Annotated in this window: 17 protein-coding genes and 1 pseudogene; 3 read left to right on the top strand and 15 right to left on the bottom strand. The window is 40.7% G+C overall.

Going from position 1 to position 19,225, the window contains the following annotated elements; all coding sequences use genetic code 11:
• Nucleotides 1–148 precede the first annotated feature (148 nt).
• Both ACZ5OK_RS14085 and ACZ5OK_RS14090 read right to left on the bottom strand, forming a co-directional pair.
• The gene (locus ACZ5OK_RS14085) at nt 149–2,200 is read right to left on the bottom strand and encodes a methyl-accepting chemotaxis protein (protein ID WP_464758206.1); all 2,052 of its coding nucleotides are present in this window, start codon (nt 2,198–2,200) and stop codon (nt 149–151) included.
• Nucleotides 2,201–2,604: 404 nt separating this feature from the next.
• Complete coding sequence (locus tag ACZ5OK_RS14090) at nt 2,605–4,188, bottom strand: flagellar hook-associated protein 2 (RefSeq protein WP_343842238.1); 1,584 nt, start codon at nt 4,186–4,188, stop codon at nt 2,605–2,607.
• Between the two features lie 880 nt (nt 4,189–5,068).
• Here ACZ5OK_RS14090 and ACZ5OK_RS14095 point away from each other — a divergent pair.
• The 3 genes and pseudogenes from ACZ5OK_RS14095 to ACZ5OK_RS14105 all read left to right on the top strand — a co-directional run bounded on the left by ACZ5OK_RS14095 (nt 5,069) and on the right by ACZ5OK_RS14105 (nt 6,943).
• Entirely contained in the window at nt 5,069–5,254 is a 186-nt protein-coding gene (locus ACZ5OK_RS14095) for a transposase family protein (RefSeq protein WP_425542232.1), read from the top strand.
• A gap of 12 nt (nt 5,255–5,266) precedes the next feature.
• Nucleotides 5,267–6,223: pseudogene (locus ACZ5OK_RS14100) on the top strand (ISL3 family transposase); the annotation flags it as partial.
• A gap of 519 nt (nt 6,224–6,742) precedes the next feature.
• The gene (locus tag ACZ5OK_RS14105) at nt 6,743–6,943 is read left to right on the top strand and encodes an IS110 family transposase (RefSeq protein ID WP_464758798.1); all 201 of its coding nucleotides are present in this window, start codon (nt 6,743–6,745) and stop codon (nt 6,941–6,943) included.
• Between the two features lie 93 nt (nt 6,944–7,036).
• On the opposite strand, the gene ACZ5OK_RS14110 is transcribed toward ACZ5OK_RS14105, so the two are convergent.
• The 13 genes from ACZ5OK_RS14110 to ACZ5OK_RS14170 form a co-directional block, all read right to left on the bottom strand.
• Nucleotides 7,037–7,276, bottom strand: coding sequence for a hypothetical protein (locus ACZ5OK_RS14110; RefSeq protein ID WP_343842236.1), 240 nt, complete (start codon nt 7,274–7,276; stop codon nt 7,037–7,039).
• 455 nt (nt 7,277–7,731) lie between these two features.
• Complete coding sequence (locus tag ACZ5OK_RS14115) at nt 7,732–9,564, bottom strand: flagellinolysin (RefSeq protein WP_343842233.1); 1,833 nt, start codon at nt 9,562–9,564, stop codon at nt 7,732–7,734.
• Nucleotides 9,565–9,656: 92 nt separating this feature from the next.
• Nucleotides 9,657–11,681 carry a flagellin N-terminal helical domain-containing protein gene (locus tag ACZ5OK_RS14120; RefSeq protein WP_343842231.1) on the bottom strand — a complete coding sequence of 675 codons (2,025 nt, stop codon included), beginning with the start codon at nt 11,679–11,681 and terminating at the stop codon, nt 9,657–9,659.
• Nucleotides 11,682–11,878: 197 nt separating this feature from the next.
• The gene (locus ACZ5OK_RS14125; RefSeq protein WP_464758207.1) at nt 11,879–13,108 is read right to left on the bottom strand and encodes an ISL3 family transposase; all 1,230 of its coding nucleotides are present in this window, start codon (nt 13,106–13,108) and stop codon (nt 11,879–11,881) included.
• 202 nt (nt 13,109–13,310) lie between these two features.
• Nucleotides 13,311–13,529 carry a carbon storage regulator CsrA gene (csrA, locus tag ACZ5OK_RS14130; protein ID WP_343837791.1) on the bottom strand — a complete coding sequence of 73 codons (219 nt, stop codon included), beginning with the start codon at nt 13,527–13,529 and terminating at the stop codon, nt 13,311–13,313.
• Nucleotides 13,501–13,968 (bottom strand): flagellar assembly protein FliW, encoded by a 468-nt coding sequence (gene fliW / locus ACZ5OK_RS14135; protein WP_343837793.1) that lies wholly within the window; start codon nt 13,966–13,968, stop codon nt 13,501–13,503. The genes csrA and fliW overlap by 29 nt, the downstream gene beginning before the upstream one ends.
• 38 nt (nt 13,969–14,006) lie before the next feature.
• A complete protein-coding gene (locus ACZ5OK_RS14140; protein ID WP_343837795.1) occupies nt 14,007–14,570 on the bottom strand; it encodes a DUF6470 family protein in 564 nt (187 codons plus the stop codon).
• A gap of 62 nt (nt 14,571–14,632) precedes the next feature.
• A complete protein-coding gene (flgL, locus tag ACZ5OK_RS14145; protein WP_343837797.1) occupies nt 14,633–15,538 on the bottom strand; it encodes a flagellar hook-associated protein FlgL in 906 nt (301 codons plus the stop codon).
• Nucleotides 15,539–15,549: 11 nt separating this feature from the next.
• On the bottom strand, nt 15,550–17,190 hold the full coding sequence (flgK, locus tag ACZ5OK_RS14150) for a flagellar hook-associated protein FlgK (protein WP_343837799.1): 1,641 nt from the start codon (nt 17,188–17,190) through the stop codon (nt 15,550–15,552).
• A gap of 12 nt (nt 17,191–17,202) precedes the next feature.
• Complete coding sequence (locus tag ACZ5OK_RS14155) at nt 17,203–17,697, bottom strand: flagellar protein FlgN (protein ID WP_343837801.1); 495 nt, start codon at nt 17,695–17,697, stop codon at nt 17,203–17,205.
• Nucleotides 17,698–17,710: 13 nt separating this feature from the next.
• The gene (flgM, locus tag ACZ5OK_RS14160; protein ID WP_343837804.1) at nt 17,711–17,980 is read right to left on the bottom strand and encodes a flagellar biosynthesis anti-sigma factor FlgM; all 270 of its coding nucleotides are present in this window, start codon (nt 17,978–17,980) and stop codon (nt 17,711–17,713) included.
• Between the two features lie 70 nt (nt 17,981–18,050).
• The gene (locus ACZ5OK_RS14165) at nt 18,051–18,473 is read right to left on the bottom strand and encodes a TIGR03826 family flagellar region protein (protein WP_343837808.1); all 423 of its coding nucleotides are present in this window, start codon (nt 18,471–18,473) and stop codon (nt 18,051–18,053) included.
• A gap of 68 nt (nt 18,474–18,541) precedes the next feature.
• Nucleotides 18,542–19,225, bottom strand: coding sequence for a ComF family protein (locus tag ACZ5OK_RS14170; RefSeq protein ID WP_343837811.1), 684 nt, complete (start codon nt 19,223–19,225; stop codon nt 18,542–18,544).

The following is a 19,225-nucleotide window of genomic DNA, read 5'->3' on the forward strand; positions in this document are numbered from 1 at the left end:
AAATCCTTCCTCTCAGAAAATAGGTGCCTATATATATATATCGGTTAGAAATGGAAGATGTTGAGGAAAAGAAATTAAAAAAAGGATTAGAATCTAATTTAATAGATTCTAATCCAATAAACATGTATAGAGCCCGTCACCTGTAGCATCAAACACGGAAACGCCCGATTTCCTGCTGCAGGGATTCAGCCAGCTCTTTCACATTTTCGGAATGGTTACTCAGCTCTTCAACGACGGACAGTTGCTCTTCCGCTGATGCTGAAACTTCCTCAGAACTGGATGCCGTTTCCTGACTGGAAGCCGCAAGTGATTGAATCACATCGGTCATTTCATTCTTTTTCGCAAGCATCGTGTTCGAGTAGTCGGATACTTTTCCTGTGTTTTCCGTCAAGGTCTGAACAATGGTGGATAGTTCATTGAACAGCTCTTTCGTTGCATTGACTTTTTCTTCATTCTCATACGTGAAGCCTTTCGTTTTATCGATGGATTCTACAGCTTGTCTGGACTGGCTCTGTACCTTGCTGACAATCGATTTAATCTGATCGGCAGCCTGCGCAGATTCATCCGCCAGTTTGCGAATCTCATCCGCAACCACAGCGAATCCTTTCCCATGTTCACCAGCCCGCGCTGCTTCAATCGATGCATTCAACGCCAGGAGATTTGTCTGGTCCGTTATTTCTAAAATCGTACTTGTAAAGTTTCCTATTTCCTGAGATAGCTGGTCCATATCATCAATTACCTGACTCACTTCATCCGTGGATGCACGGTTTTCCTCCGTTTTATTCATCAGGTCCTCAACGGTTGTCAGACCACTTTCCTTCAGGCTGTTCATTTGCGCAGTTAAATCATTGATGACGTTATTTTCATTGGATACTTTTTCAATCTGCTCATTTAACGCCTGCAGGTTCGATTCGCCATCCTCAAGGTTCTCTGCTTGTTCGGATGCACTTGTCGCTACCTGGTTAATGGCCTGTGAAATTTCAGTCGTGGCTGTACGTGTCTGTTCCGTGCTTTCAGCTAATGTTTTGGACGAGTCAATCACGGTAAGTGCAGAATCACGCACTTTATTCAGCAGGCTGCGCACACTGCTTTGGGTCGTCTTCAGAGCATTAGCCAATGTTCCGGTTTCATCCTTCCGCTGGGCCAGCTTATCAGGGACTTCCTCGGAAAAATCACCGGACGCCATGGTCTGCAGATGGCCGACAACCTGTAAAATCGGATTGGAAAAACGCTTGGCCATTATATAAGCAAAAATAGCCGCCATAATAGCAAACACCGCTGATATAATCAGGATATAAGTATTAATTTCGTTTACCTTATCCCCAATTTCTGATTTTTTCTGAACGGCGATAAGCTTCCAGCCGGTTTCCGGAGAGGTAAAGACATTCATGAAATGCGGCAATCCATTAATGTTCCCCTCAAGCGTCTGGTCATCCATGCTGGCTATGTTTTGCAGCTTAGGAATATCCAATTCACTGATGTTTTTAAAATTGGTCTCAGGATTATTCGGGTTCGTCAGGATGGTCCCGTCTGCATCCGCGAGCATGACATAGCCGGTCTCTCCAACCTTTATATCCTCAACCATGCTCGTGAGACCCTCAAGACTCACATCAAGTCCCTGCATGCCAATCACATTACCCTCTTCATCCTCAATGGTCCGGACCGTACTGATAATTTCGGAGTCATCGGCCGCAAAGTAATACGGACTTGTCCGAACAACCTCACCCGGGTTCTCCATAGCTTTTTTATAGAAAGGACGCTCTCTTGGATCATAATTTTCGTTTGTATCCCCTTCCGGCCATTGTACATAGCCACCATCCTCCGTCCCCATGTAGGCATAAGCTGTATTCGGGTGAGAGGCGGCAAAATTCTTGTACACATTAAAAATCTCAGCTTCAATACCACCATTTTCAGACGGGGTCATGGTGATATTTCCATTAGCCTTCGTTGCGTTTATGTAGGTGGTGATGCTGTCATCCGCCTGCCTGATGGTCGCATGATCCGCCAGCAGGTTGACATTCTCCTCAACCCCTTCGAAATAGGTGTTGATCGACTCATTAATCAGCTGAACCTGTGACTGTGTCGAACTCTTAAAAGATTCTTCCAATTCTGTTGCTGTCTTGTTGCTCAGCGTTAATCCAATAATGACGATTGGTATGAGAGTGATTAACAGGAAGGATATAATCATTTTGGATTTCATTGATGATAAAAATTTCATAGTTGTTGTCTGGCTCCTTTATTATGTATAGTCTTGCTGGATTTTTGCGGCGATCATTGCTTTTCTGTCAATCCTCATGCCTCCTTGTCCCATTGTATGTAGTTTTTGAATGAACCTTTGATTAGGCACAATGTCAATATCGGTAAAATTTACTATTGATTTAAAGTATATAAAAAAGAAAATGTGATGATTTTGTGACATGCGGGAAGGGTTAATTTTCAACATAAATTGCGAGAAAACTGAGGAAGAGTAGTTTCAGTAGTTTTTGAGAGGAGAGAGATCATTTACTGGAAAAGTTATGCTTGAAAATAGTTAAAGTGAGCTAAACGCTCACTTTAACATTGGTTTTATATTCATAAATTTTCCCCTGTTATTACTGACTTCTATTATCCAAATTGCTGCATGAGATAGTTTGATTGGGAGTTCATCCGCTGAATGGCCTTTTCCATTTCAGTGAACTGGCTCCAGTAGCGGTCCTCAACCTGTACGAGTCGATCTTCAAAGGCACTTATCCGGTCATTCAGGTCATCAAGTCTTCTTCCCATCGTATATTGCTGAAGAGTCTGACCGCCCTTTCCTGCCCGTTCGGAAATTCTGTCTCTAACCCCTTGAAGAGAGTCCTCCAGCCGATTTAAAATCCCTCTGGACTCACCTTCTACATCATTGTTAAATAACTTTTGAACAGCTTCAGGGTCTTCGTTAATGGCATTCCTTAATTTATCTTCATCAATCGTTAATTTACCGCCATCAAGATAGTTGCTGGTCGTTTCAATTCCGACCTCGGCAACTTGAGAGAATTTGCTGCCCGTATCTACATTCCCATACCATGCACTGCGCATATCATACAGACTGTTACTAAGAATGCTATCACTTCTCAGAAGACCGCTTTTTGCCTTTTCATTCCACAGCTCTATCTCATTTTCATCCATTTCTTCTTTCTGCTTATCTGTTAACGGCTTATAGTCACGATAACGATCCTCAGTCAGCTTGCCGTTAACCTTTTCAATCACTTCATTATACTTCTCAACAAATTTCGTGATTTTCTCTACGGCATGATCTGTGTTATTCGTGACAGACACTTTTACATTGTTGTAAACATCAGGGTCCGAGGTTGCGGTTGTATTGTGAAAATTAAAAGTTACGCCATTTAAGTTATACTGGTTATTGTGTGTCTCAATAGTCAGGGCATTATTATACGTAAATTTTGCATCCTGACCCCCATCTTCATTCAGCTCCCATTTTCCTTCTGCGTCGTTATAATTTCCATTTTTCACCTGCAATGTGTCAGATAGAAACGAAGCTGTCTGACCATTAAAACCAATCTCGGCCCCTAAAAACCGGCTTGAATCCTGATTGAAATTGCCCGTTTCAGTTCGCTCCAGCACAACTTTATCTGATTCTGTATTATAAAAGGCTCTGACCCCAATATCACTATCACTAATTTCGCCTAAAACATCGTTTAAAGACATATCCTCTGTTACATTTACGGTTAACGGATCATTGGGATTGCCATCTTCATTATAGGTAACAATTTCAAACTCACCGTATTCAATCGGATTTTTAAACTTATCCGCCTGAGATGACAAAGACTTATCCGGATCAATTTGTTCTCCATCAGGCTTAGATATCCCTGAATCACTTACATTAATAGCGGCAGTAGCCAAACGTTCGACTTGTATATTGTAGTTCCCTTCTGTGGCTGTGGTATTGGCTGTTGCCGTCACAGCTGCTGAATTTGAGGATGAGGTCGATTTACTTTGAAATGTATCCGACATTTTTAAATCAAGGGCCATCTGATCAAGATTAAACAATGACGTGTTCATTTCCCGATAGGCGTCCCGTTTCCAGGTCATCCACTTTTGATCCTGCTCCATCTTTTGAAGCGGCATCCGCTCCGCCTTCATCAGGTCATTCACCATCTTATCTATATCCATACCACTTGCCAGTCCACCGATTCGCATATCGCTCATCTATGATTCACTCCTCAGGTTATCATTCCGTGTATTCTTCTACTATGAATATCGGCAATTACTCAGAAATCTTTAGTTTGTGTTTATATTGTATTTTATCAATCAATTTAACTTAATAGAACGGAGATTCGCGATTTAAAATTTCTCATTTCAGATTGGATATATTAATGTAAAAACTGTCAACATCTATAAATATATTAATTGAGTTATTTTTGACAAAGTATATTATATTTATAGGAACACACGTTTGTAGAGAGGGGGGAGCTAGCTGCTGATAATGCATTTAAATCTAAAATGATGGGGAAACTGCTTGGGGATGGTTCCATTACCAAAACAAAAAGGTAGAAAGCCAAGATTTCAGTTCACTCATACCTGTAAAGATGTTGAATGGGTATGTCATTGCTATGATGAACTAGAAAAATCTATACCTTTAAACCAACCGAAGCATCGTAAAACAACCAAGTAAAATACGGATTTACAGAAAGTTTCTATGTTTTATCTATAACGTCATCTATGGTTACTGAACTGGAGTCTATCTAGTATAACAATCGCAAAAAGATTATTCCTTTTCCCTATTTATATCAGTATTTTAATCGGATTACTGACATAGGTATCAGGATGACGGCAACTTAAAAATAGATACTCATTCAAACGTACCTAGAAAGATTATTCTATCAAAAGAGAACTTCTCAACATTTGAAAATCTAGGATTAATCGATTTATTAAAAATGATTTATCGTCACTTTCTGTGAAAAATATACAATAAACATGAAAAAACCCGCTATTTCTTGGCAATCCTTTTCATAGAGACCAATCAATGAAATGGAGGAAATAGCGAGTGCAAACTAATATAAGTTTACCACTAGGATTGCCGGAATTTATGATTTTAAAACAGACCATTCAAGAAAAAAGAATACTACTAGAGGTGGAAACGATCGAACCACCAAATCGATGCATTCACTGCGGTTTTTCAAACCTTAAACGACACGACAAACGTCTACGAAGAGTAAGGGATATGAATCTATTTCATAAACATTTGCATCTACTCATTCATGTCAAACGATAGCGTTGTCAGAACTGCAAGGAAGTGTTTAGTGAACCTTTATCATCTGTACCATCTGGAAGCCATCAAACCTATCGATTGCAGGAACACATATTTGAACAATGTCGTGATACAACGATTAGTTATGTGAGCCGTCAATTGGCGATGAGATACAAAACAATCGAACGTATCTGTTACAAAATGGCAAAGAATGAAATACAAGATGAACAAACTTCTGGTGTAGTTGGCATCGATGATGTTGCCGTTCGAAAAGGCCACCGTTACGAAACCGTTGTGACAGATATTATAACGGGTAACGTCCATGAAATGGGCACAGACCGTGAATATCAATCAGCTCTAGAGATCCTTGAAAGTTTGGAAGACAAAGGGTTGAAAACCCTTGTCATGGACATGTGGGGGCCATTCCATAAAGTAGCCAAACAATTATATCCAGATGTCCCAATCGTGATTGATAAGTATCATGTAGTTCAAAAAGTGAATCACGCCTTTGATCAAGTCAGAAAAGCTCATAATGCCCAGATTAAAGGACTTAAAAAGGGTAGATTTGCGTTATTAAAGAGCCCTTTTCGTCTAACCGAAAAACAACATCAAAAGCTGAAAGAATACCATGAGGAATCACCTGAAATCGCTCATGCTTATTACTTAAAAGAATGGTTTTATGACTTCTATGAACAATCAACATATGAAGAGGCTGAAGCATTTTTAAATACTTGGATTGAGCAAGCAAGGATGAGCCCTTTCTCAGCGTTTCATGAGTATACAAAAACGCTGGATACATGGAAAATTCATATCCTAGAATATTTTCGGTTACCCTATACAAATGCCAAAACAGTAGGTACGAATCACAAAATCAAAAATAGAAAACGGATTTCTTACGGATTTAGAAACCGAGAACATTTTCGAATTAGAGTAAGGCTAGAGTCTCTCAGAGTAACAAAGAGTTACATCCTTCTTCGGCTTCCAAAAGCGTAGTTGATGTCACTTAAGCGTCAAGCCAAAAGCGCTTGACCCTTGCGCTCCATCAACAAAATGGTTGGTAAGCGAAGAAGGGATTCTACTGGCCTATGGAAAGGCCTAAAACAAACATTAAACAGCCGAAACAATTATATGAATATGGCTACAAACTTTAAAGTGAGTTTACACAACTTGTTAGTCATCATTATCCAAGCTACAAATCTTTTTTCAAGGACTTAAATAGTAAAACATCTAGAGGATTTTTTTATAACTTTCCATCACCATATTTCTAAAAAATATAGATGAACAAAAATGTATTAAGACAATAATATAACAAAAGTGCCCCTTTGAATAAAGCAGAGGAAATTATAAAAGAAGTGAAAGAAAGTGGCTATTGGGACAATCGATACCAGCAAGAACGTAATGACCTCATTCGCTCTTATATAGACTTTGTAACCAAATTGAAGACGAAGTTGAAAAATTGAAAGAAAAGCTAGAGACGTCTTAATTCAGGAAACAAATTATCCTATTAAAACCATAAGTGGTATAGACACCATTATAGCTGCTACACTTATCGCAAACATCGGAGACATTAATCGGTTTCCAAACAGTGCAAAGTTAGCCAAAATTGCAGGAATAGTGCCTGTAGAGAACAGTTCTGGTCAAAAGATAATAAGTATGCGAAAGAATGTCGAAAGAAGAAACAAGCAATGGTGTATGTGGAGCGACGGTTGGTGAATATTGTGTTTAGTATTATGAAAAATAAAAAGCCTTATGTACAACCTGAGCCAAAGATCGAAGACGAAAGTGCTTAAAATAAGCCTCTTATTATTACTGAAGAATTGAGTATAATTGCTGTTGCAAATCAAGCACTTCACTTTTCAAGATGTCCATTTTGGCATTTAGCCTAATCGACTCTATTGTTGTTAGGTCATGTTCAATAGCGTATTCTGCTATTTTCCTCATTTCATAAAGTTTTATTTCCATTTGTTCTAATAGATTATCCTGTTCCTTGCACCATTGCAGTTGTATTTCTAAGAAATTTTTATGTTCTTGATGGTTATTATCCATTCCCGTGTCTCCCTACAAAAATTGAATTTAATAAAGAAAGAGACCCTAGCTATACTAGAGTCTCTTCTATATAATTTAACCTTATTGAAGTAACTGTAGTACTCCTTGTGGTTGTTGGTTGGCTTGCTTTGCCGCTATGTCTTTCAATCATAGAATAGACTATATCTTCACCCACCATTGTTTCATTTGTGGGGCTAGGCACTTCGAATGGCTGTTGCCACCCTACGAGATTCATAGTCATAGTTTTTACCTTAGACCGTGTTCTCTAGTCGTTGAACCTTATCCAGCATTTCTGCACAGGAGCTTGGCTGCTGATTATCCATGTATCTCTTTCCTTTTTGAACCTTCACGCTTGCCATTTCCAGCTACGTTGTGATGAAAAGAGTTTTAGGAAGTTCCAGCAATTCACCTAGTTATGCTCTTATCTATTACTAGATAAGACGCCCTGCCAACAATTACTGTAGAAGTTGTAGTACTCCTTGTGATAATTGCTGGGCTTGAGCCAAAATTGATTGTGATGCTTGGCTAAGAATTGAATTCTTAGTTTGTTCCATCATTTCTTCCGCCATATCTACATCACGGATACGAGACTCAGCAGCAGTTAAGTTCTCTGCAGAGGTATTTAGGTTATTAATTGTATGTTCAAGACGGTTTTGTGATGCCCCTAGCTCTGAACGGAAAGATGATACTTTCGCAATGGCATCATTATAAACTTCAATTGCTGCGGACGCTTTTTCATGGGTAGACACATCTAAGGCATATTCTACCACTTCATTATCCGTCCCATTTGTTACACCGCTAGACGAATCTGAATTATTAATTTCCGTATAGTATGCTTTTGTTTCGCCATCCTCTGCAGTAACTTCTTCTCCTGCTCCACCACTAACATTTAGAGCATCAGCACGCATATCCTTTAGATTGATGCTCATACTTTGTCCTGTATTAGCACCTATTTGTAAGTTAATAGTTGACGATACATCACTTGCATCTGGTAGAGTGGCATTAAAATTCTTTGAAACTTGACCTTCTGTAACACCTGTTGTGTTATCAAAGACATTTTCAGCAGTAAGAGCGGAACCTCCGTTATCAGAACCACCTATAGGACCCGTATCTGCTTCTGCACCATCTGTAAAGTTAATAAAACCGTCTAGTGCAGCTGCATCTAATGAGGAAAAATTAGATACAAAGGCACTAAAATCTGCAGCTGAAGTATTACCTACAATTGCAGATTCAACCGCTTCGCTTCCTGTCTTAGCACCTACCGATGACTTAATATCTCCCATTAGATCTGCCATCGTTCCAGTTGCCTGATCATCAACATATTTCATGATTAAATATCCTGCTGCATAATCTTTACTGTCTCCATTCCATTCAGCACCGTTTAAAAGATCTGTTGCATGTGAAACCATATCATCTACCTTATCAGAATCAAGACCACCTACACCATCTGAAATGTAACCCTCTAATCTTTCGTCTCCACCCTGAATTAACTCAGCTGAACCTTCTTTAAACCAACTTGCCATTTCAATTGTGTCTTCTACACCAAATTCCGAATTCATTGTTGCGTGAACCATTTCATGGGCTAAAATTCGATCACTATATCCTGCCCCACCCGTTCCATTATCCCCACTATTACCAGAGCTTGGAGTGAAGTCACTTACATCAATGGTAAGGGTTTGGTCTGTTGTTCCCGTCGAACCTGTTACGTAGGCTGCTGTTCCACCGGGAGAATCAGTTTCTAACTTTATTTCAAGATTTTCTCCATTCCCTTTTAAACCGAACTCATTAAAAATACGATCCTCGGCTTGAGTCAACCAACCTTTATTCTGAATTCCATCTAATATGTTATTCACAGTATCAGAATCACTTACACCAGCATTTAATAGATTTTTCGTATTAAACTCCGTCGTATTCCCTATGCGATTAATTTCCGATGTCAATTGATTAATTTCCTTTTGAATCTCTTGACGATCTTCAGTTGTATTCGTATCATTTGCTGCTTGTGTCGCTAGTTCACGCATCCGTTGTAATATGGAATGTGTTTCATTTAAGGCACCTTCAGCAGTTTGAAGCAAAGAAATACCATCTTGGGCATTTGTTTGCGCTTGTTCTAACCCTCGTATTTGCCCACGCATTTTTTCGGAGATTGCGAGACCCGCTGCATCATCAGAAGTATTATTAATACGAAGACCTGACGATAACTTTTCCATTGAGCTTTGTTGTGCATTATTTGCTGTGCCTAATTGCCGGTAAGTATTAAGTGCCGCTATATTATGATTGATTCTCATATTCATTTTCCTCCGAGTTTAATCTAAAAAAGAGACCTTAGATTTAATAGAATCTAAGGTCTCTAAACTAAAACCTTGCTAGAAGTTATAGATTATTGTAGAAGTTGTAAAACTCCTTGTGGCTGCTGATTAGCTTGAGCCAACATACTTTGTGAAGCTTGAGAAAGAATCGAGTTCTTCGTTTGTTCCATCATTTCTTTTGCCATATCTACATCACGGATACGAGATTCCGCAGCAGTTAGGTTTTCAGAAGATGTACCTAAGTTATTGATTGTGTGATCTAGACGGTTTTGAACCGCACCTAGTTTTGAACGTTCTGCAGAAACAGCATTAATAGCATCATCAAGTACAGAAATTGCAGCAGATGCATTCTCATGAGTAGATACATCTAAACCAGCTTCTACTCCTGTATTATCAGTGCCGTTTGTTACATCTGAATCACTTGAAAAAGTAGCAGTAACCTGTTCACCATCAGAATTTGTTACAGTAATAGACCCATCTTCAGAACCACTAATACCTAATGCAGACGCACGCATATCATTTACTTCGATTCCTAGGCTTTGACCTGTATTAGCTCCAATTTGGAAATTAGCAGAAAAGCCATTTCCTTCAGCTTTTGTCATTTCAACTTCTGGTGCTCCATTAGTTTCATCAGCAGAGGATTGAACAAGGTTAATAGTTGATCCTGAACCACCTGCAGCATTATAATTACCGCTTAAAGTTGCATTTCCATCAATGGCTGATCTTAGATTTGATGCTGTAGCATCAGAGTCTGCACCAATTTGTACATAACCAGCTCCGGTTTGTGAAGGATCATCTGTAAATGTAAACTCTTCACCATCAATTGAAATCTTATCGTCTGCTTTAGGTTGTGACAAATCAAAGCTATAATCGCCAGCGGTTGCTGATCCTCCAAGGGTAACAGTCGGTTCATTACTACTTGGATCTGCTGCAGTTTTCTGAGTTAGTGTAAAAGTACCGTCTGATTCAGAGACATTATAATTACTAGTACTAGTACCTAATGCAGTCGCTATATTAGATGCTGTTGCTTCTTTATCTTCACCAATTTTAAACTCATTGGCACTTGTAGACGCTGCATCTGCAGCTACAGCTGTAAGAGTTTGGTCATCAACTGTAATTTGGTCCCCAACTCCAAATTGTGTGTCAATGGAGAAATCGAATTTTTCTGGTGTTGCATCAGCCCCTGAAACGTCATCCGTAGTCCCAAAGCCAAAAACACCCTCTACTGAAGTACTGCCATCAGTAGCAGTAGCATTTGTGACTGACACACTAACGTCTGTACCAGAAGCAGCATTTTGAGCTGTGATTTCTAACTTTCCATCACTGTTAATCTTTACATCAGCAACTTCTGATAATTTTTCTCCACCACTTGATTCTGCTTTACCTAGTTCTGTTGCTAAATCAGCTTCACTTGTAGACGATAAATCACCAAGTCCTGCAATCGCAGCATTATCCATAGTATAAGTAGTTGATCCAACAGTAACATCTATACTTGCACTAGTAATACCGGAGAAATCACCTGAAGCATCAGCAGTATTTTCGGCAGTTGATGAAGCTTTTGTACCTGCATCATACTCACCTTTTGCCGTAACATCACTAATTTCCCCGGTAACAGTTGCATTAGCAGCTTCAACAGCAGTGGCATTAGTTGTTATATCAACCGACGAAGTACTCTCACTACCACCATTTAATAACTTCTGCGTATTAAATTCAGTAGTATTACCAATACGATTAATTTCAGAAGTCAATTGGTCCATTTCTTTCTGAATTTCACCACGGTCTTGTGCAGTGTTTGTATCGTTTGATGCTTGAGTAGCCAGCTCACGCATACGTTGTAAAATGCTGTGGGTTTCATTTAATGCACCTTCTGCAGTTTGAACCATAGAAATACCATCTTGTGCGTTTGTTTGTGCTTGTTCTAAACCACGGATTTGTCCACGCATTTTTTCGGAAATAGCTAGACCAGCTGCATCGTCTCCAGCTTTATTAATACGAAGACCTGATGATAATTTTTCCATTGAATTTTGTTGTGCACTTTGTGCACTACCTAACTGACGATACGTGTTAAGCGCCGCTATGTTGTGATTAATTCTCATTATAAAATTCCTCCTTGAAATTTAACTTGCCACGTCCCTGTGGCTTTAATTTGGTAGATACTAAAGTCGGCCGCCTTTAGTAATAAATTTAACTACACTTTTTATATCGACACGATTACCACTTGTTTTAGTCTTTTTGATAATTTTTTTATGGTTCCAAGTCAAATGTTGGGGTGAGCACTTCGCTCACTCCTAATTTATGCGACCCGAACTTTTATATTTTTGTACTGATGATGTAATAACACCTTTAATCTAAAGCGACTAAACCGTCTAAAACCAAATGCATTTCGTTTAATGACTTTGGTTTGATTATTAATGCCTTCTACGAAGCCATTATGTAGATTATACGCAAAACTGTTCATAATCTCTTTCTGCCAGTTATGAAAGGTTTCAATCGCTTTTTCAAATTCCTTCATCCCTGAAGTCCTGACCAGATCATAAAATTGGTATAAGTGCTCTTTAATATCTTTTAACCCATGCGGGGCCAATTGCTTCGCTGTTTCAAACCATAAGCGATAAGCTTCCTTTAGTTGATAAGCTCTGTTTAACTCACTTGATTTTTCCCTGTAGTAATTTAAATACCATAACTGCTTGTCCGTTAAGTTTTCATAATGCTTATAAAACACGTGGCGCATTCGTTTGCACTTCTTACGATCGTAATCATCAAACTCATTTTGTACCTTCCTTCGCACTCTTTCTAGAGCCCAATAGATATACCGGCAAAAGTGAAATCGATCAGCTACTACAACCGGTCGTCCCAGGGCTTGATCAACAGCTGCTTTGAAGGAATGACTCATGTCCATGACCACAACCTCTACGTTATCTCCATGTTCCCGTAAATAAGCCATTAGCGTCTCTTTTTTGCGGTCTTTCAAGATCTCTAATGGTTTTCTTTCAACCGGATCGGCAATAATCGTTTGATACTTTTCGCCACCTGCATCCCCCTTATATTCATCTATCGCAATAACCTCAGGTAACTTCTTTGTTTCGCTTAACATCGAAGCACTAACCTGATCAAAACGGCGCATAACCGTTGTAGGAGAGGTGTCGAAGCGTTCCGCTACATCCTTAAAGTTCTTACCATTGATTAACTCAATACCTATCGCCTGGTTAAACTCTAGGGACTGCCTTTGATAACGCTCCACAATCGAATTATCTTCATAAAATCGTTTACCGCAGTTTTCATTTTCACAAGCATACCGACGTTTCCGGTAAAATAAGGCTGTTCGTCTACCAAAGATTTGATTATGTTTAATCTTTTGTATACGATAATCATGAACTCGATCCGTTACCTCTTTACAAGAAGGACATAAGTGGGGTACACGCTCCAGTTCCACATGAAGTTGGTAATATCCATCTTTCTCGAATGATTTGGTAATGATAAACCCTTCTAATCCTGGTAAAGAAATGTTAGAATTCAATTGCACGCATCTCCTTTTTGTGGTTGTTTGTTTATTGGTCTAAACAAAGTCTAACAAAATTAGGAGATTGCGTGTTTTTATTTGTCTGAATTTTTTCTGTACCCCAACATATATTTTAGAGCCATATTTTAGAGCCTTTTTTTATTTTTTCGTCCAAATAAAAAGCCTGATATTAATGTCCTTTAAAAACATTAATATCAAGCCTGCACTATTTCCCCGACAGTAAATCAATCACACCTCTCGTCAACTGACTCGCTGCCTTATTTTCTTCCTGTATCATCTGATAAATCTCCTGCCTGTGGATATCCACATGTTTAGGAGCATCAATCCCAAGTTTGATCTGATCCCCATCCACGCCAACAACTTTAATAGTAATGTCATCGCCAATTTGGATGGATTCACCGATTTTCCGCGTGAGTACTAGCATGGGCCTGTCCCTCACTTTCTGGCTGGAGTGGGTGCTTCGTTTTATAATTTGTATCGGTTAGAACGACCTGTTTTCCCCTATTATTTTTCACATTGATGACTACAGGTGCCTGCAGATTCAAGGTGGAATTTTTCAGAGAATCATGTAATGTCACGATCGAATAAACGGTAACATCCTCTGGTTTTTCAATCTCTAATTGACTGACGGTTCCCTGATCTAAATCAAACTCGTAATCCTGATAAGTAAAATACGGAACGGTTAAAACAAACGCCAATTCCCGTGTATGTACAGACTGCAAAATTTGAAAGGCCTGATTGTCGGGCAGGTTTAATAGCGTATATTCCTGTTCGTCCTGGAATCCCGGCAGGCCATTTTCAAAAGTAATCACCTTTTCCTGATCAATATTTATTTCGCCAAAATATAACGTATCAATTTTCATTTTACACCACTTCTTTTATAGAATTTGAGCTCTTATCTCTAAACCTTAATGGAGACAAAATCAATTTGCAAATCCGCATGCTGTTTCAATTGTGTTTCCACTGAACCAGGCTGATAATTGATGATGGGCTTTTGCGGCTGCACTGATATACTTGGTTCGTTCCGTTTGAATTCTGTCGTTACCTCAGCTGGATCAAAGTTAATTTTCACTGCGTTATGTGATGGAATCCAGCCGATGTTGAATTCCTTCATCGGTTCATATGCATTTCGTTTGGCCTGACTGGCAATAGGGTTGCCACCATTTTCGATTTTCATAAGTTCATCGCCTTCACGGGCCCGGCGTGCGGTTCCTTCCATAGCTGCCTGACGTCCGTCCTGGCCCAAGTTTCTGGCAAATTCAACAGGATTCACCATGCCCATGTCCCGCCAGGCCTGTGTTTGATCAATTGAGAGCTTGCTTGGTGTTTTTTGAATTTGCATATCCGCTTTCGGCTGTTCAATCGACAGGGTCGCCTTTCGCTGTTCGATTGATTGTGCAGCAGGGGTTTTATTTAGCTGGATTTTAGCATCCTGTGATTGAATACGTATTTGTGGTATGTTCAAGTTTATCCCTCACAATCCCAATTCAGATATGGAAAAAGCTATCTGATCAAGGCAGATAGCTCTTATCTTAAGAAATCCATTAATGTCGGCTGAATGATCCGGGCCCCTGTGGATAAAGCTGCCCGATGGACACTTTCCTGCGACTTCAGGTTCATAATCACTTTTTCCACATCTACATCTTCATTGTCCGATAAAACCTGGGTAGTGGTGATTTCCTGTGAGTTCAGGCGATTCTCAATCATGTCAACACGATTCATCCGGGCCCCGAGACTGGCACGTTCATTGACCACCTGATTAATGAAGCCATCGATGTTTTCAATGTGGTCATCTAATTGGTCACCGGTTTCTCCGGTTTCTCCACTTTCCAAATCTGTGGCGAAGTTTTCCAGGGCTTCCATCATGGATTGACCACTCTCGGAATCAACGAAAATATTGGATGGGTTCGTATTGACGCGAATTTTCACACCATCTGATACTTCAATGTTTACCGCCGCACTGTTTGCATTTGCAGTATCCAGATTTCCGTCCTTATCAAACCGGGGATTCGTAGTGGATGTCCCATTAAAAATATGTTTGTCATTCACCTTTGTATTTCCTAAATCGATCAGATGCTCTTTTAATTGGCGCACCTCTTTGGCAATATTTGCACGCTGGCCTTCTTCATACGAATCATTACTGGCCTGAACAGCCAGCTCCCTTGTCCTTTGAAGGGCCTTCGTCATTTTGTCCATGGCCGCATCGGAGTTGTCCATCCACGTATGAACCTCACCTAAATTACGCTGATACTGCTGGACTTCCGTTAGCTCTGTGCGATAATTCATACCCTTCATTGCCACAACAGGATCATCCGAGGGTTTGGTCACCTTTTTACCTGTACTGAGTTGCTCCTGATATTTTCCCATTCGTTCATAGCTGTTGCTTACATTCCGTAAAAAATTACTGCTGAGCATCGATTGCGTTACGCGCATGGGTCATTCACCTACCTTCCTACCAGTCCCATTTGGTTAATAATTCTGTCCAGCATTTCATCCACTGCAGTCATATTCCGTGCGGCCGCGTTATAGGCGTGCTGAAATTTAATCATGTTGGACATTTCTTCATCCAGAGACACCCCGCTGACTGATTGGCGTCTCGTTTCAACGGCCTGCTGCAGGGTACTCGCATTATCCGCCATACGGTTGGCCTCCTGAGCCTGGACCCCTAAGTCACCAATCATACCTTCATAGTAGCTTTGGACGGATGTGTTTTCACCTAAGAATGCGTTCACTTTTCCTTTAACATCAGCCAGAGCCTGAGCATTTTCCCCATTACCGAAGTATGAGCCTGCCTCGACCTGGTCCGGTGCCAGAGGATTGCCACTTTCATCGACTAATAAAGCGGCAGCAATATTGTCTTCACTGCTTTTAACGTCTGATGTCAGATCCATTTCCGATGCATAGCCAATATAGTCATCTGTTGAATAGGATCCTGTGTCAAAAAAGGCTCCACCCTGCTTTGGTAATCCATCTGTATTTTCTGTCAAAGTGTATCCTTTCTGATGCTGAATGTTAAAAGAATCTGCGAAAGCATAGGCTATCTTATCAATATCCTCAAGCATAGATACATAGATTCCTTCTGCTTCCTTTTGTCCGCTGTCAGTTTCGATCTGATAACCATGAGATTCAATCAGGCCTTTTAACTTTCCGTTCGATGAAAAATCAGATGGCGTAAAATCTTCCTGACCGATTTTATTTCCATCCTTATCCATCTGGTTAATTTGGATATTCGTTACAAGCCTCTGCCCGCTGTCATTATTTTTCACGGCAACATCCAGCTGATTGGCCACATTGTCCTTTGTTAATAGCGCGCCACCTTCTATCGCCTTCACTTCACTGTTCTGAAGCGTGATGGAAGCTATCCCCTGTGCAATATCCTTCGCGCTGTCACTGCTGGAGTTATACTCTACATCAATATTCACCATATTGGAGAGCTCATCAATCAGACGGTCACGCTCATCATACAAGTCATTAGGGAGATATCCATGGGGCTCTACGGCCTTGATTTGATCGTTCAAATCTTTTATCTGGCTGACAACCGAATTAATATCCTTCGTTGTTACGTTAATCTCATTTTCCAGATCCTTTTGCACAGCTGTTAAGGAATCGGATATGTAGTTGAAAGTATCCGCGACGGCAATCCCGCGCTGCTGAACAACGGAACGGGCACCTGAATCTTCAGGGTTTCCGGCAAGGTCATTTAAAGACTGCCAAAACTGGTCCATAGTGTCCGATAAGCCTGTTTCACTCGGTTCATTCATAATCTGCTCCATTTGGCTTAAAGCGTCTGCCCGTGATTCCCAGTAGCCGGTTTTATTATTTTCGGCCCGATATTGCAAATCAATAAACTGGTCCCGCACGCGCTGAACCGATCCTGCTTCCACTCCCTGTCCAATCTGTCCTTCAATTTCCGGACGGTTTCTTCCCATCGCCGGATAAGGACTGGTCTGTTCAAAATTCACCCGCTGGCGGGAGTATCCGGGGGTATTGGCATTGGAGATATTATGGCCAGTTGTACTTAAGGCACTCTGCTGGGTAAATAAGGCACGTTTGGCGACCTCTAATCCACTGAATGTTGAAGACATGCAAATTTCCTCCTAAGCTTTCGAGTCAAATACGGATCGGTTCTGGGCCGGATTTCCGAATTTCTGATTATCACTGTAATTCATATTTTTCATGGTAGGCTGAAGCATATCCAGGGATAACTCCACAAACTGCAGGGACTGCTGTAGTAAATCCTTATTCAGCTGCTCCTGCTGCTTCAATTCCGCTACGGTTACAACCATATTTTCAAAGATGGCATTGAGTTCGTCCTTCTCCTCACCATCCTCCAAAGTTTTCAGCATTTCTGACACCGTGTGTTCATGGCCGGCCAGTCCCTGCTGTAAGAACCATTGCTCCGTTAAGGCTACTCGTTTTTCTTCAAGTTGACGGACAGCTTGTACATGTTTATTTTCATTGACCAATAGCTTCTGGAAGGCATCGATCTTTCCTTCCTTCAATAAATCTGTTTTTTCATAGGAAAGCTTTAATAGACTTTCATGCAATGACTTTAACTTTGACATGATGGTGATCACTTCATGTGCTGACAAGCTGTCGTCCTCCTTATCCGCGGTTCGTCCAGAAATCAATCATTTTCTGTGCGGTTTCCTGATAGTTGATTTTATAATTTCCTGTTTGTACGTCATGCTTAATCTGCTGCACCTGCTTCTGACGGGCTTCTTTTACCTCATTGCCCTTCAGCATATTCTGTGCCTGGCTGGAAATTTCCAGTTTATCAGCAGCTGGCTTTGCCTGATTCGTGGCTTGCTGCTGCTTCTGATACTGTTTTTGATACGGATTCAGATGAGTCGAGTTGGATCCGTTAATTTTCATACATTTCACCTCTTTAATTACCGTTCCGTTCTTCTATTCAGTATATCGGCTAAGACATGAAAAAGTTTAATTAATGGCGCCTGAATTTTTGGTCCACATTAAAATACGTCCGGGATTTATCTTTCCCCTGTTGTTCCTTTATCGATTCAGCTGCTTCTTCCCTGGCTAAATCCCGCTGCAATTCATCACGGCAGTTCCCGCAGATTTTCCCTTCCTGAATAGGGTTCCCGCATCGTTCACAATCATAAGCGAGGTTGGGAAATTGACTGGTATGGAGACGTCTTTCCTTTACAAATTTCATAATCAGACGTTCCTCTACACCTGTTGCCTCAGCTACTTCAGAGAGTGTAGCCCGGCGATTTTCTTTTTTTCTTATATAACTATAAACCTTTTCAAAGGCTGCTTCCTCTTCCTTATAACATTGATCACAGACGCTTCGTGCTCCTTTAACAAACAACGCTCCACAGTTTGGGCAATTCGCTAATTCCCCCATGAGCTCTCCCTCCGTTCATTTCTCTATCTCTATTATATCTATAATATCGTCAGGGAACAAAAAATTCTTTAGCTTCGAATTAAGGTAAAGCTGTACACCTCAGGAGTGCCGTTGGATTTCAGGATGAAAGCTGCCCAGTGCAGGGTCGCACCGGTTGTGTAAAGGTCATCAATGAGGAGGACGGGGGACTGAACCGTTTGAGAAATCTGAAAAGGATTGGGGGACTTCAGCCGTTCAGCACGGGATTTTTTCGCCTGTTTTTCATTTTTTATTCTTGTCAGGGCAGGAGTTTGGGGCAAGTTCAGTAAACCCGCAATGGCTTCCGCCTGATTAAATCCTCTTTCCTTTTGTCTGGCTTCACTTAACGGAATCGGCACGGCCGTCAACTCCTGCTTTTGTAATTTTTCCTTATAACGCTTCTGAATGCTGTTCTTAAACATATGGACCAGCTCATAATCGCCGCGATATTTCCACTTGGCCATCACTTCCTTCATAAAAGGAGAGTAGCTGTAGACGGATACATTCCGCTTTAACACCCCTGAAAGGTTCGGATGGGATCTCCATTTCAGGCAGTCCGGGCACAGGTTCTCCTTTTCAGAGGGCCTTGAACAACCAGGACAGACGGATCCTTCAATCAAAGGGAGTTTTTCCTGACAATCTGCACAAAGCGGAGGGGGTTCTGCAAAAAATCGGAAAACATTCCCCCACGTAATTTCCGGAATCATTTCTTCATGACACCATAAACAGTACAT

Source organism: Salinibacillus aidingensis, assembly GCF_055393355.1.